This is a genomic window from Streptomyces sp. NBC_00271 (assembly GCF_036178845.1).
GTDB lineage: Bacteria > Actinomycetota > Actinomycetes > Streptomycetales > Streptomycetaceae > Streptomyces.
This window is the reverse complement of sequence record NZ_CP108070.1, coordinates 2,305,200-2,319,808: the sequence shown is the minus strand read 5'-3', so window position 1 is coordinate 2,319,808 and position 14,609 is coordinate 2,305,200. Positions and strand designations below refer to the sequence as shown.

Genomic DNA, 14,609 nt, shown 5'->3' with positions numbered 1-14,609 from the left:
ACCCCCGCGGTCAGGCCGGATCGTGGTCCTCCTCCGGTGCCCACGCGGCCGTGAGGAGGGATGCCGTGGCGGCCGAGGCGTATGTGGACGACGCGAGCCAGGCGTGGGCGTACGCCTCCGGGTCGGCCGGCCGCAGCCGGCCCAGCGCGTCATGGCGCCGGTCCGACGCGGTGTCCACCAGGGCCCGCGCGCACGCGGCCCCCGTGGTCAGACCCACCGCGGCGAGCCGACGGGGGAGTTCGCCGTCGGCCACGGCGGCGGTGACGGCGCGTCCCCCCGCGACCGCGCGGTCCACGGCCCGCCGCAGGAGGTCGAGTTCCGTGGGAAGCGCGGGCGCTGGGACGGACGGGGTGACGGCCCTCCCCGTCCTGGGCAGGTGGGTGCGGTTGAGGCGGCGCAGGCCGAGGTCCGCGCGGATCGGGTCGCCGTCGGTGCCCTGCCAGGCCGCGGCGAGGGCGCGTACACCGCTCGGCCGGTCCGGCGCGAGCCGCGCGACGAGGCGCAGGGACAGACCGTGGGCCCCCGCCAGAAGCCGGAGGTTCTCGACGTAGGGGAGTTCGGGACGCTCGTCCGGCGCCAAGAGACGCACAGGGGGACCACCGTCCACGGCGAACCCTCCACCGGTGATCGTCCCGGTGAGGAAGAGCAGGTCACCCCCCGCGTCCCGGTCGTCGGCGGGCTCGGCCGACCACCGCAGCGCGGCGGCCACCTGGTCGGCCGGGGAACGCCGCCAGAGCGTGTCGAGCGGCTCCTCGTGCCAACGGGCCCCCGACGCCCGTACGGAACGGACCGCGCCGCCACCGCCGATCCGCCCGTCCGGCGAGACCGTCGGGTCGGTGAGGATCGCCCCGCCGTGGTCGCCCAGTTCCCGCAGGGTGAGGGCGCTGCCGCCGGGGACCGCGGAGCCCGCGGCCTGCCGAGCACGGTCGGCGTCGCCCGGCGCCACGTCGGACAGCGAGCGGAGTCGGCCGTCCTGAGCGAGGGCGTACGTGACCGCCCCGGCGTACCCGGAAGCGGTCACCACCGGCTCGGTGAACAGACCGTGCAGCCGCAGCGAACCGTTCGCCGTATAGGCCCGACGTGCGGTGCCGATCAGAGCCGGGTCCGGCGCACGGCGCAGGCCGTCGGCGACGGTCAGCAACTCCGCCAGTTCCGACGCCAGTTCGGGCAGCCGGAACGCGGGGTCCCCGGTGCCCGCCTCGGAGAGCCGCCGCGCCACCCGGACGGCCGCGGCCGCGGCGCGGTGGAGTCCGGCGACGCGCGCCGAGTGGGCGGCATGGAGGAGCGTGGCGCGATGCACGGCACCGGAGCCGGTCACTCCGGCTGCCAGTACGGCGGTCGCGGCCGCCCGGAGGGCGTGCGCCGCCGCGGACTGCGGGGGAGTGAGGTCGAGGGCCCCGGTCTCCGGAGGGACAGGGGTGGTGTCGTCGGCGTCCGACGGCACGACAGCCGTCGCCGGCGGTCCGTCCGTCTCCTCCGCCAGCGGTGCGAGCGTCAGGACCGCCGCACGATGCAGACACGCGGGCGCGAGCAGACAACTGCACACGGCATCCTCGGGGGACGTCACCACCCCGGCCGTGGTGGTGAGAGTGACCGTCGTCGCGTCGTCGACCCGCACCACGACCGTCGCGTCCGTGACGGTGACGGGCCAGTCGGCGGCCTTGGCCGCGGCCGAGTCGGCACGTTTGCGCAGACGGGTCGGGAGCGACTCCAGCGCGGCAGCCGCCACTTCCGCCGTCACCGGGGGAAGCGTGGTCATCGGTGTGTACCTCCCATGCGTTCGCCCACCCAGCGGGCCAGTTCCAGCGGGCTGAGGGCCGCCACCGGCATGCCCGCGGCCACCAACTGCCCCGCCACGCCGGCCGAGTAGCGCGGTCGGCCCGCGTCGTCCAGCGAGGCGCAGCCGAGGACATGGCAGCCCGAGTCGACGAGTGCCCGCACCTCGGACAGCAGGGGGCCCACCGGACCCCCCTCCTCGAAGTCGCTGATCAGGACGACCAGCGTGCGGGAGGGAACCGTCACCAGTGAGCGCGCGTGCCGCAGGCCCCGGGCGATGCTCGTCCCGCCGCCGACCCGCACCTCGAGGAGCAGCCCGAGGGGATCGTCCACCTGGTCGGTGAGGTCCACGATCTCCGTCGAGAACGCCACGAAGTGCGTGCTCAGTGCCGGGACCCCGGCGACCACGGACGCGGTGAGCGCCGCCCAGATCGTCGACGCCTCCATGGACCCGGACACGTCGACGACCAGCACGAGCCGCCAGTCCGCCGCCTTGCGGGCCCGGGTACGGAACACCGGCCGCTCGGGCAGCACCGTCACCGCTCCCGTCGCCGGATCGCGGCGCGCCGTCGCGAGGTTCGCGCGCACGGTGCGGGCGAGATCCAGGGGGCCGCCCGGTCTGCGGGTGGGCCGCGGATGCGCGAGACCGGCGAGGGCGGGCCGCAGTCTGTGGGCGAGAGCGTCCGTGAGCTCCTTGACCAGCCGGGCCACCAGGGGCCGAAGCCGAGCGAGTTGCTGCTCGGGCATCCCTCCCGCGTACGAGAGGACCGTCCGCAGGAGCTCGACCGAGGGGCGGGCCGAGGCGGGGTCGAGTTCCTGCAGCGCGTCGACGCGTCCGGCGTCGGCCGCCGCGGCCAGCACCTCTTCCCGTACCCCGGGGCCGAAGAGCGCCGTGAGCTCCTCGGACCAGCTCCGCACATCCGGGAACGACGCCTCGCTTCCGCCGCCGGCACCGTCATCGCCGGGCTCTCCGACCCCCTCGCCGCGCCCGCTCCCGTACAACTCGTCGAGTGCGCGCGCGATCCGGCCGGCCCGCCCCGTCAACTGCCGCGCCCTGCCCAGCAGGAGCCGCCAGCGATCTCCCGGGCCGAGACTGTTGGGTACGGGGGGATTGTCGGTTACGGCGCGACTGTCGGTTACGGCGGGGCTGTTGGGCTCGGCAGACTTGTGGGGCACGCCGGGGCTGTCATGAGGGGTCTGATGCGAGGTCGGCGTCGCGTCCGTGCCCAAGGGGTCCAACCCCGCCGTCGCCAACGCCGTCCGCCCCGCCAGATCCGCCGCCGCCATCCGGGCCAGGAACCCCGGCTCCGCAACCGCGTCCGGCAACTCGCCCACCGCGCGGCCGGTGCGGTCGTGCACCGCGGCGAGCATCCGGGACCGGGCCGCCGGCGCCAGGACGTCGAAGCCGGCGCGCAGGGCCGGCAGGCGGTCGAGGAAAGCCCGGTCGGTGAGGGACTCGACGCGCTCCAGGAGCGGGTCCACTGCCTCGCCGGTCTCGAGCAGCGGACCGGCGGCGAGCAGTGTGCCGCGCAGGAACGCGGCGAGGTCGGAACGGAGTTCGGGAGTCACGGCACTGTCGACGCGGGAGGCCAGCCGGGTGCCGAACTCCGTCGCCTCCCGCAGCCCCAGCAGCACCCGGGCGGCTCCCGCGGCGCCGCGGATCAGCGGCGTACCGTCCCCGTCCAGGCGGCCGAGGGCGTCCGCGAGCCGGAGCCCGCCGCCCGCGCCGTCCACCCGGGTGGCGAGGTCCACCAGAGCGCGGGCGTCGGCGGTGTCGGTGGAGCCGGTCAGCCCGTCGAGCGCGCGGACACCGGCGGCGCCCAGCTCGTCGTACGCGGCCTCGATCCGCTCCTTCTCCCAAGGGGCGGGCAGCCCCGGCACATGCCCCGCGCCGATCCGGCTCAACAGGTCGAGCCCGCCGAGGAGTTCGGGCAGGGTGCCGGACGCGGGCAGCAGTTCGGCGACTTCCGTGAGGCGCTCCGAGGCGAGCCCCGGGAGGGCGCAGCGGGCCGCGTCCTCGAGCCCGGCGAGCACCTGGGCCGCGGTCGGACCGCCGTCGCGCCGCTCCGCCGCCCGTCGCCGTGCCAGTACGCCGCCGGCCGCCTGTTCCAATGTCACTCCGTGAACGCCGGTCACATCCAGCATCGCCGCCGTCGAGGGCGTCCAGGTCACCGTCCATCGTGTGGTGAGCGCGGCGCCGTCGCCGACCCCCGCGACGCCGGCCTCCTCGCCGTAGGGAACTCGGCAGATCGCCATCCTGCGCAGACAGATCTCGCGCCGGCGGTCGAGTTCGGACCGCAGCGCGTCGAGTCGCAGCTCACGACGGGCGGGAGCGGTGGGGGAGGGCATGGAGAGTTCCGCGAGGAGGCCCTCGACCGCCGGGCCAAGGCCGGAGCGTGGCGTGCCGGGAGCGAGTCGCCCCTGCCGGTCACCGACGAGTACCTGTTCCATGGCCGCGGCCACCACCCGCCCCCGGCCCAGCAACTGGCCCTGCGTGAGCACCGTCTGCACCGCCTCGACCAGCTCTCCGCGGCCCGCGGCGGGCAGCCCGCGCAGCGTGGCCAAATCCCGCGCCACCCGCACCACCTCGCGGGCGTCGGCGGGGCCACTGGGGTGGCCCGCGTCGCGGACGGCGGCGCAGATCCGCACGGCCGTCGCCGTCAGCAACTCGTCCAGCCGCCCCGGCTCCCCGGCCGCCCGGAACACCCCCCGCTGCCACTCCGGATCACGGATGCCGGCCGGATACCCGGACCGCTCGTCGAGCAGCGGGTACGAGTAGGGCACGAGGGAGGTGATGACCGAGGGGACGTCCTCCGCGAGCCCGGCACCCGAACGCACCGCCCCGGCACCTGAACCCACCGGCCCGGCACCCGAACCCACCGCCCCGGCACTCGAACGCACCAGCCCAGCACCCGAACCCACCGAGCCGGAACCGGCCCGCAGCAGCGCGGGCGCGTGAAACGCCCCGATCACCGCCGCCGTACGCCGCCCCGAGTACTCGGCCAGTCGTCCCCGCATATTGGCCTCGCGCCGCAGGTCGTACGGGTCCACGGCGTCCTCTCCGGTGTCCGCCCGCAACGCCCAGCCCACGAGCAGCGCGGCGCGCCGCAACTCCTCCGCCGCGGCGCCCGGCGCGCCCGACTCCACGAGCCGCGCCCACAGGTCGTCCTCCGTCCGGCCCCCGGCGCGCGCTCGCAGGGCGGCCGCCAGTCGCCCACGCCCGCCACCCGCCTGGCCCGCACCCGGCTCCTCCGCCACCTCCCGAGCCCGCTCCTTTGCGTCCCGCGCGGCCAGGGGCAGGTCGAACGGCACGACCGGCACGCCTGCCTCCCTCGCCCAGCGAATCGCCGCGAGCTCCGGGGAGAACTCGGCGAAGGGCAGAAAGACCACCCCGCCGTGCTCCCGGCTTCCCGCCAGTGCCACCGGTGGCACCGTCGCCGGATCCCCCAGGTGCTCCAGCCATGGCGCGAACTCCTCCGGAAGCTCGATGAGGAGCACCTCCGGCGCCGCCGCCGACAGCATCCCCGGCACGGCCGCCGCGAGCGCCGGCGAATGGTGCCGCACGCCGATCAGGAACGGCTCCCGGCACTCGGCCAGCGCCTCCAGAGCCGCCTTGGGCGACACCGACGAGCCGGCCGCTTCCTCAGACGAGGTCATCGCGCAGCTCCCACAGCGTCCGCCACAGCGCGGCGCCCTGCTCCGCGCGCCGCCGCACCGGACCGTCCCAGTAGCCCAGCAGCCGTGCGTGATCGGCCGGGTCGTCCTTGCGCACCGTGCCGAGCAGATGGCCGGGCAGGGTGCGCACGACATCCCTGCCGTCCCCGAGATACGCGGCGCCCAGGCCCATGGACGTGGCGACCTGCACCGCCTCCGCCGTCGACATCACCGTGGTGGGCCGCTCGACCTCCCAGCCCTCCGCGCTGCGGCCCGAGCGCAGATCCCGGAAAGCCGTGACCAGCGCCTCCAGCACCGCGTCGTCGACGGAGAAACGGGCACCCGAGCGGGCGAGCGCCGCCGTGGCCTGGCCTCGGACCAGCTCCGTCTCCGCGTCGAGGTCGTCGATCGGTCCGACGGTCTCGAAGTTGAAGCGGCGCTTGAGGGCGGCGGACATCTCGGAGACGCCGCGGTCACGGAGGTTGGCCGTCGCGATCAGCGTGAACCCCGGCACGGCGTGCACCGTGCCGTCCCCGTCCGGGCCGCCGGCCAACTCCGGTACGGCGATGCGCCGTTCGGACAGCAGAGACACCAGAGCGTCCTGCACCTCCGGCAGACAGCGCGTGACCTCCTCGATCCGGACGACGGCTCCCCGGGTCATCGCCGTGAGCACGGGTGAGGGCACCATGGCCGCGCGGCTCGGCCCCGTGGCGAGCAGCATCGCGTAGTTCCAGCCGTATCTGAGCTGGTCCTCCGTGGTGCCCGCGGTGCCCTGCACGGTGAGCGCGCTGGTGCCGCACACGGCGGCGGCCAGCAGCTCGGAGAGCATCGACTTGGCGGTGCCGGGCTCGCCGACCAGCAGGAGACCCCGCTCGCCCGCGAGCGTCACCACACACCGCTCGACGAGTCCCCGGTCGCCCACGAACTTCCGTGACACGACGAGCCGTCGCCCGTCCGCCCCGCTCAGCGACTCGCCGTCCGAACCGCACACGAACGTCACCACGGCGCGCGGGGTCAGGTGCCAGCCCGGCGGTCGCGGCCCCTCGTCGTACGCCGCGAGAAACGCCAGCTCATCGGCGTGACGGTCCTCGGGCAGCTCGATCTGCCGCGCGCCCGTCACGCTCGATCCACCCGATCCACCCGCCACACCCGCTGCGCCCATCGCCTCCGTCACGGCCGTCACGTCCGTCGTACGCGCTGCCGTCATCCCGCTCGCCGTGCTCTGTCCGCCGCTCATGCCCTGCCTCCGCTCCGGCCGCCCCGGCCACCTCTGCCACCGCGCCCGGCGAACTCCTCGAACCCGGGCGCGTCACCCTCGACGACCCGCCGCCAGGCCCGCGCGAACAACTCCGGCACCGGCCGGTCCGGCACCACGAAACCGTGGGTCGTCTCCGGCAGCAGCGGGGTCTTCCAGCTCTCGACGGGCAGCCGCGGCGCCTTGTGCTCCAGCCAGCCGCCGGGCAGGAACTGCGCGCGTCCGGCCCGGGACCGCTTCGCCTCCACCACCAGCCCGGCGGCGGCCAGTTCGGCCCTGGCCCGTTTCAGCCGCGCGGGCTTCCAGCCGGTCCAGGCGGCCTGGTTACGGTCCGTGGGGTCCGGGAGCGCGAGCAGCATCAGATAGAGCCCGGCCGCGTCCTCGGAGAGCCCGCACCGCTGCGCCGCCTCGGCCACCAGCTCCGGCACGCTGTGGGCCGGGTGCTGTGCGGCTCCGGGAGGGCCGTCCGCCGTGATCAGGGCGGTGAACTCCTCGCTCAACAGCGTGCGCAGCGACTGCAGTTGCCCGCTGTCCCGGCTCAGAGCCGCGAGCAGCTTCAGCGCCGGATGATCGGGTCCGCCCTCCTCGCCCGCCTGCGGCAGCACGGCCGACGGCCGCAGCCATACGGTGTCCCACTCCGAGCGGTGCCGCATCGGCGCCAGCACGATCGCCTGGCCCGCGCGCAGCAGGCCCTCCGTGTCCCCGCCTCCCTGGGCGGGCAGTCCGAACGTCTCCCGTACCCGGGTCGACACCGTGTTGCCGTCATGCCCCCAGGTCACTCCGAGGTCGAGCAGCAGCCCGGGGTCGGTGAGGCGCTCGCGGAGCATGCGCAGGGTCTCGGGAAGCGTCGCGCGCAGCGGATCGCCGTACGGAAGTCGATAGGCGAGCCAGCGCAGCATGCTGACGTACGCGGCGAGGGTGGAGCCGGTCAACAGGGTCTGGGCGTCCAGCGGTTCGAGTCCGTTGCCCCGCATCCGCTGCTCGGTGCGACCGGTCAGCTCAGGGCGCGCCTGGGGGTTGAGGACGGCGTCCAGCATCCGGCCCGGCCCCATCTCGCTCACCATCCGCGCGATCAGCTCGGGCGGCGCCGCCCGCCGCCGCCCCCGCCGCTCGACCCAGATCCGTACGACGGGCTCCAGGTCGAAACCGTCGGTCCACAGCCGCTCCAGGTGTCCGGGATCCGCGGGGATCAGCGCGGCGGTGAACAACTGTCGTTCCACAATGGAGAGTTCACCGAGGGCGTTCCGGGCGGCCTGTGCCTCCGCGCTCTTCGCGCCCAGCGGCTGGAGGTGCTCCGCGGACAGGAGCCCGTCCTTGCCGTAGGAGTTGAGCCCGGGCAGTCCGAGGAGCAGCAGCGCTCCGGCCACCGCGTTCACCCCCACCCGCTCGGCGAACTCCCGCGCCTGCTCCGGCCGGTAGGGCAGCGGTCCCCGCTCCCTCAGGAGCGCCACCAACCGCCGTACGGCGGGTGCCAGGACCTCGTCCCCGGACGTGCCCCGGATCTCGGACTCGACCAGTGCGAATCCCTCCCAGGGACCGAACTCGCCCGCCGGGTCGTGCTCGACGGCGTTCCAGTACGCGTCGCCCGCGTCGACCTTCTGGCAGGACAGGATCAGCAGCCGCCGGTCGCCCGAGGCCAGCACCTCCCCGACGCGCTCCGGCCGCTCTGACCGGGAGGCCTTGAGCTGCACGACCCGCAGGCGTCCGCGGGGATCGACGAGCACACCGTCGCCGACCGACAGGACGACGTCGAGGAATTCCAGCAGCCCGGCGCGCTGGTCATCCGGCGTGGTGGGCGCGGCGGCGCGCAGGGCGGCCGCCACCGTGCCGGGACCGGTCAGCGAGAGCCAGGCGACTCCGGTGCCGACGAACGGGAACTTCGCGGGCGGCGTGCCCGGGACCAACAGCGCGCGCAACGCCCTGAGCTGGTCGATGGCGGTGGTGGCGTGCTGTTCGTTGCCGTAGTAACCGTAGAAGTGTCCGGGAGCGGTGAGCTCCCGCAGCGCCTCGCGCAGGACGTGGTCGTACGCGTGCCGGACTTCCTCCTCCTCGTCCCGCGGCGCGGCGACCGGCCGCTCGGCCCGCTCGGCGAGAGTGGTGATCCGCTTGGCGCAGCGGGCCGTCTCCTCGACCAACCCGGCCACCCCGAGGGCGAGCCGCTCGTCGGTGACGGCGGGCAGCAGCCGGGCCACGGCCTCCCGGGGGCTCTCGCCGTCCCGGACGGCGGCCAGCAGCGCGGTGGCGTCCGCGTCGGTCACGGCCCGCAGCGCGGCCGAGCCGTGCTCGTCGCGGGGGCGCAGGGCGTGCCAGTACCACAGCGGGGGCAGGAAGCGGGTGCCCGCCGCATGTGCGCTGCCGCGGTTGCCCAGCTGGATGCGGGCCAGCGACAGGCCGTCCTTGTCGCACAGCTCGACGATCGTGCGGTTCCAGCCCTCCTGCACGGGGTGCAGGACGGCGCCGCCCGGCAGGCGCAGGGGCGGGGCCGGAACGCCCTTGGTGGTCGCCGGACTACGGCTCCCGTCGACCGAACAGGCCGTCCAGGCGCCGGAGTTCTGGTCGTGCGTCACCCACCAGCCGAGCAGTCCGTCCTTGCTGCCGAACGGCGAGCTCTCCAGACCCGGCTGGACCGGCAGCAGCCGGCAGTCCGTCTGTGTGAGGACGATGCCCGGGCGGGCGTCGGCGAGCGCCGAGTCGAAGAACGCAGGCACCGACATCCGGCCGCGCTTGGCGGAGGCGGGGTCGTACTCGTGCCAGCGGTTCTCGTGCAGCACCCAGTACGAGATGCCGTCCGAGGCGATCTCACGGTGCTGCTCGGCGAACGTGGTGTCCCCGGCGTGCACGGGCCGCCCGCCGAAACAGCGGCCGCCGTCGGGCAGCGCGAGCGACACCGGGTGACCGCCGTACCAGCCGCCCGGCAGACCCGTCGGCTTGAACACGTCGGCGGGGCGCCCGGACCAGACCGCCCGCTGCTCGTTCCCGTACCCAGACGCGATGAGCCACTGACCGTCCACGTGACGCACCGTCGGCTCGCCGTACTGGCGTCCCTGGGACGGCAGGGTGAGCGTGCGCGCGTCGAGCAGCGCGTCGGGGCCGGCCAGCGCGACCTGGGTCTCGACCCGGACGATCAGCGCGGGCCAGGCGTCCGCGTACTGGTACGACCGGCCGGGCTGGTGCGGCCACGGGTGTTGTCCGCTCGTCGGCGGGGCGACCTTGCCGAGGGTTTCCAGGGCCTCTTCGAGGGCGGGCCAGCCCAGTTCGTCGAGGATGCCCGCGCGCAGGGTGCGACCCAGGACCGGCGCGGGATCGAAGCCGACGATCCGCCGGACGGCCTCCGGTGCCGTCGCCAGTACGGCGGGTGCCGAGAAGCGGGAGACCTTGCTCAGCAGCTCGTCGAGCCCCGGCAGGCCGACCGGCTCGGCCAGTTCGTCGGCACGGTCCCCAAGCCAGCCCGCCACGGCCGTGCACAGCGCCGGATGGTCCGCGAGCCGCCGCACGCGGGCCGAAGGACCGGACCCGGGTCCGTCCACGAGCGAGAGGCTCTCCACCGCCCTGCGCAACAGAGGGGCGAAGCGCGGGTCGGTGGTGACCGCGAGCAGGTCCCGACGGCCCGGGCGCTCGTCGTCCGTCCAGTAGCGCAGTTCCAGCCCCTCGGTCCCCGGGGACGGGTCGGCGACCGGCACACCCGCCGCCAGGGCGGTGTCCAGCAGGTCGAGATCCACGTAGGAGTTCCAGCCCCGCTCGCGCAGCAGCCGCACCGGCTTGCCGTCGGCGATCAGCCGGGGCGCCAGCCGCTCCACCAGGGCGAGTTCCTCGACGAGCCGCTTGCGCTGCCGCCAGCCACGCTGACGGTGCCGGTCCCAGGAGCTCAGCCAGTCGGCGGCGTCGACCGTGCCGTCGACCAGCAGACCGATCGCCCCGCAGGCGTCGAGCAGCGCCAGCCACGCCGCGTCGAACTCCTCGCGCTGATCACCGCCCGTGGACGGCATCAGCGTCAACAACCGCTCCCGTACCGCCGGATCCTCGTGCGCCAGCTCCGCCAGAGCGGGCAGCGCGGACTTCCAGAAGCTTCCGGCCGCGCGGTTCATGGCGCCCGAGGGGAGGATCTCGGCGAGCAGCGCACACTCCTCGGCACGCGGATCGAGCCCCGCGCCCTTCGCCAGCCGCCGCAGATCCTCCAGCATGCCCGCGTAAGGAGCGATCCCGGCCGCGCAGCGCTGCGACGACAGCGTCCTGAACTGCTCGTACGCGGCTGTGCCGGACAGTCGTGCCGCCAGCCCCTTGGCGTGGTCGCGCAGCGCCTTCCCGCTCAGCGCGCCCGCCCCGGCGAACTCCAGGAACACCTCACGCAGCCGGTCCTCGTCCACGTCGAGGGCGTGCCGCTGCTCGGCTGCCCGGGCCTTGCCGAAGAACGACGCGGCGTGCTGGCGCGACTCCGCCGCCAGGAACAACCGGGCCACCTGCTCGTAGTACGTCGGCAGGAAGTGCGGCACCGAGCGGTCCAGTCGGGCGCCGATCTCGTCGAAGCCGTCCTTGGCGTGGCCCGGCTTGCTCGACACCATCCGGGTGAGCCGCTCCATCTCCTTGACCACGGCGAGCGCATGGTGCCCGTTCACCGGGTCGTTGACCAGCGCCCAGGCGGGGAAGCCCAGCGACTGGCGCCTCACCCGGCCCACCGGCGCCGAGTCGGCGGTGCCGAAGCCCAGGTACTCCAGGGCGAGGTCCTCGGCGGGCCCGATCGCCTCGGGCACCAGCCGCACCACCGTGCGCCCCTCCAGTACGGGATGCCCGTACGTCCGCGCCGTCAGCACATCGCCGGCACCCTCGCCCAGCGGCAGTACCGCTCCCGACTCCAGCAGCTGATCCCCGTTCACAGCTCCCCCTCCTCGTCCTCGCCGTTCACCACACGCCCCGCGTACACCAATGCCGCCATCCGGACCCCCTCCGACCAGGCGACCGGCCCCACCTCCCGCAACGGCAGCCGGCGCCCGCCCGCGGCCCGCCACTCCAGGCCGCCGGTGCGGGTCTCGGCCTCCGGGTAGTCGGCGCCGATCCAGTAGGCCGCCTCCACCGCGACCCCGTTCTCGACCAGCGGGCACACCGCGTATCCGCCGCGCACCCGATAGCCGTACGAACCCGCCCGCGCGGTCGCGTGCCGCAGTTCCTCGAACTTCCCGCCCGCGTAGGCGCTCCACTCGAAGGCGGCGCCGTCCCTCTCGTCCGGCCGCGGCCAGACCTCCCGGAACAACTGGCCTGCGCCCTGCTCGACACCGAGCTCCGCAGCGAACTCCCGCAGATCCTGCAGGTCTTCGAGGAGCACCGGATGCGGTATCACCACCGTGCGCGCGGCGAGCCGGACCGAGTCGCCGTCCAGGTCGACCACGCCGAGGCCCTGCTCCGGATCCGCGTCCCGCAGGAATCCGGCGCGCTCCAGCGCGACCGTGCCGTCCGTGTCCACCGGCGCCACCACCAGGTCCCGCAGCGCCGCCTGCCAGGCCGCGTCGGGCCACACCCGGGCCAGCAGGTCCGTCGGCACGGGCAGGGAGCGGACGATCCAGGTGTCCACCTGGGAGCGGCACTCCCGCTCATGCCGCTCCAGCCACTCGGCCAACTGCCGCAGCCGGACGACCTCCACGTCGTCCCGCAGCTTCGCGGGCACCTGCTTCAGCGTGCGTCCCGCCGCGTTTCGGCACCGCACCTGTGCGCCGTCCAACGTGACGGCGTACCCACTGGATGTCTCGATCCAACCCATGACAGGACCCCTCCCGAACCCACCTGTCGGCGATGGTGATCACAGTAGGGGAGGGGTCTGACAATGCCTCGACGGGCTGTGCTCAATTGGCTCTGAGCTGCGGTTTCTACGCGGTGTCCAGGGCGGCGCGGCAGGCACGCAGCAGCTGTTCGTCCTCGCCGATGTTGTCGCTCCCGTAGGTGTCGGCCCGCGCCTGGTGCCGCCGTGGCGTGGCGAGTTCCGTACGGAGCAGATCGTGGGCGGGCGCGCCCGCCGGCCCCATCCGGGTCAGACAGCCGGCGAGGAGGGGGCGGGTGTGCACGTTCTGCTCCCAGGAGGAGCGGAGCGCCGGGAGGACCGGTTCCGGATCCCCGGCGATGTCCCACAGGGCGCCCGCGGCGCTCGCACGCAGCCACACCTTCCCGGAGTCGGCCATGGCGCGCAGTGCCGGCAGGGCGGGTCGGGCCGCGGGCCCCAGTCGGCCCAGGGCCTCGGCCGCGTTGCGTGCGCGGAACTGCCCCGCCACCAATTCCCTTCGCAACGTCGGCAGTACGGCCTCGGCGTCGCCCTCCAGCGACCAGAGCGCACCGGCCGCCGCCACCGCGCACTCCCCGTCCAGCAGTTCACGCAGGGCCGGTATCGCCTCCCGCGCGTCCGGGCCGCACTCGCTGAGCGCGTCGGCGATCGCCCGCACGAACCATTCCCGGCTCCGCAGCCCCTCCGGCGTCCCGTGCAGCAGCCGCAGCATTTCCGGTACCGCCGGCGCGTGTCCCAGCCTGCCGAGCGCGAACAGCAGCGGCACCGCACGGTCGTAGGTGTCGAGTGCGTCGAGGGGGAGCTCGCCGAGCCGCTCCCGCAGCAGCGGAGCGAGCGGGGCTGCCGCCGGGCCCAAGTGCTTTACTTCGTAACCGGTTTCGGGGGGTACGACCGGCCCGTCCAGCACCTCGGCGAGCGCGGCCACCGCGCGCGGATCGCCGGCTCTGGCCAGCGCCTTGAGCGGGGCGCCGAGGGCCGGTTTCCCGTGCTCCCACTGGCGTATTCGGTGCTCGGAGCCGACCGCCACCAGGGCGGCGAGGTGGTCGGCGGCCGGGGCGGCCAGACCGAAGAGTGTCTCCAGGACGGAGGCCGCGGCATCGCGCAGCCGCTGCTCCTCGGTGACGACCTGTTCGCCGATCAACGCGACCAGCTCTTCGTACGAGCCCCGCCATTCGCGCAGCAGCCCCGCCGCCATCCACACGCCGTTGCACCGGTCGGCCGACTCGTCGCTGCTCAACTGCCCCTTGAGCAGGGCGATACGGTCGGCGGTCCGGTCACCGAGCGCGGTGTGCAGCGTCCGTAGGAGATGGCCCCCCTCCTCGTCGGCGGGGCGCAGGCGTCGCAGGTGGCCGATGAGGGTGTCGGTGTCGGGCCGTTCGGGCTGGTCCGGCACCCGGGGGCGTCGTGATCTGGCCCGGATCAGCGCGGTGACGGTGGGAACGAGATCGGTTGGAAGGCGATCGGGTGCGCAGCCGGCGAGTTGGCCGAGGGCGGCGAGCCGCAGCCCGGGGTCGTGCGGAGCGGCACCGAGTTCGACCAGGTGCTCCACCGCGGGAGCGGCGGACGCGGGGTGCAGGCGCGCGAACAGCCCCAGGCCCTCGGCCAGGGCCGGCCGGACCTGTTCGTCCTCTTCCTCCTCGAGTCGTCCCGTCAACAGCCCGAGGACGTGCTCCGGTTGGCCGAGGAATCGCACGAGTGCCGTCGGTGCCGCCCGGCGCACCTCAGGGTCGCGGTCCGCGAGCAGGCCGATGAAGGCCGCGGCGCCCGACCGTACCGCCGTGCGGGCCATGGCGTAGTTGCCCTCGCCGCCGTCCCCGTCCTCGAGCGGGCCGTCGTCGAAGGCGTCCCCACCGCCGATGCTGACGAGCAGCTCCACGACGCCGCCCCGGTCGCGGAGTTCCGCGTGCCCGACGACTTCGAACAGGAACGGGATGCACGCGAGCGTCGAGTCGTAGACGTCGCCCTGGTGGTGCACGGCTCCGTACATCCCGTCGAGTGCTCTCTCACGCTCCTGCGGGCAGGCGGAGGCCAGTCCCCGGAGCAACTCCGGGACGTCCTCGGCGCTTCCATAGGCATGTTTCATCGAGGCCCAGCCGACCTCGTCCATCCCCGTGAACACGGCATCCTCCCCAGGTGTACGACAACTCATCGTGAGTGTGC

General features: G+C 74.5%; 6 protein-coding genes. All 6 read right to left on the bottom strand.

Going from position 1 to position 14,609, the window contains the following annotated elements; all coding sequences use genetic code 11:
• Positions 1-10 precede the first annotated feature (10 nt).
• Entirely contained in the window at positions 11-1,759 is a 1,749-nt protein-coding gene (locus OG798_RS11010; RefSeq protein WP_121416928.1) for a hypothetical protein, read from the bottom strand.
• Entirely contained in the window at positions 1,756-5,433 is a 3,678-nt protein-coding gene (locus OG798_RS11005) for a vWA domain-containing protein (RefSeq protein WP_328756882.1), read from the bottom strand. Before OG798_RS11005 ends, OG798_RS11010 begins: the two co-directional genes overlap by 4 nt.
• The gene (locus OG798_RS11000; protein ID WP_267063773.1) at positions 5,420-6,592 is read right to left on the bottom strand and encodes an ATP-binding protein; all 1,173 of its coding nucleotides are present in this window, start codon (positions 6,590-6,592) and stop codon (positions 5,420-5,422) included. The genes OG798_RS11005 and OG798_RS11000 overlap by 14 nt, the downstream gene beginning before the upstream one ends.
• 71 nt (positions 6,593-6,663) lie before the next feature.
• The gene (locus OG798_RS10995) at positions 6,664-11,556 is read right to left on the bottom strand and encodes a hypothetical protein (RefSeq protein WP_328756881.1); all 4,893 of its coding nucleotides are present in this window, start codon (positions 11,554-11,556) and stop codon (positions 6,664-6,666) included.
• Positions 11,553-12,434: a DUF4132 domain-containing protein gene (locus tag OG798_RS10990; RefSeq protein WP_267061073.1), complete on the bottom strand. Its 882-nt coding sequence runs from the start codon at positions 12,432-12,434 to the stop codon at positions 11,553-11,555. The genes OG798_RS10995 and OG798_RS10990 overlap by 4 nt, the downstream gene beginning before the upstream one ends.
• A 106-nt stretch (positions 12,435-12,540) precedes the next feature.
• Complete coding sequence (locus tag OG798_RS10985) at positions 12,541-14,568, bottom strand: HEAT repeat domain-containing protein (RefSeq protein ID WP_328756880.1); 2,028 nt, start codon at positions 14,566-14,568, stop codon at positions 12,541-12,543.
• Positions 14,569-14,609 lie beyond the last annotated feature (41 nt).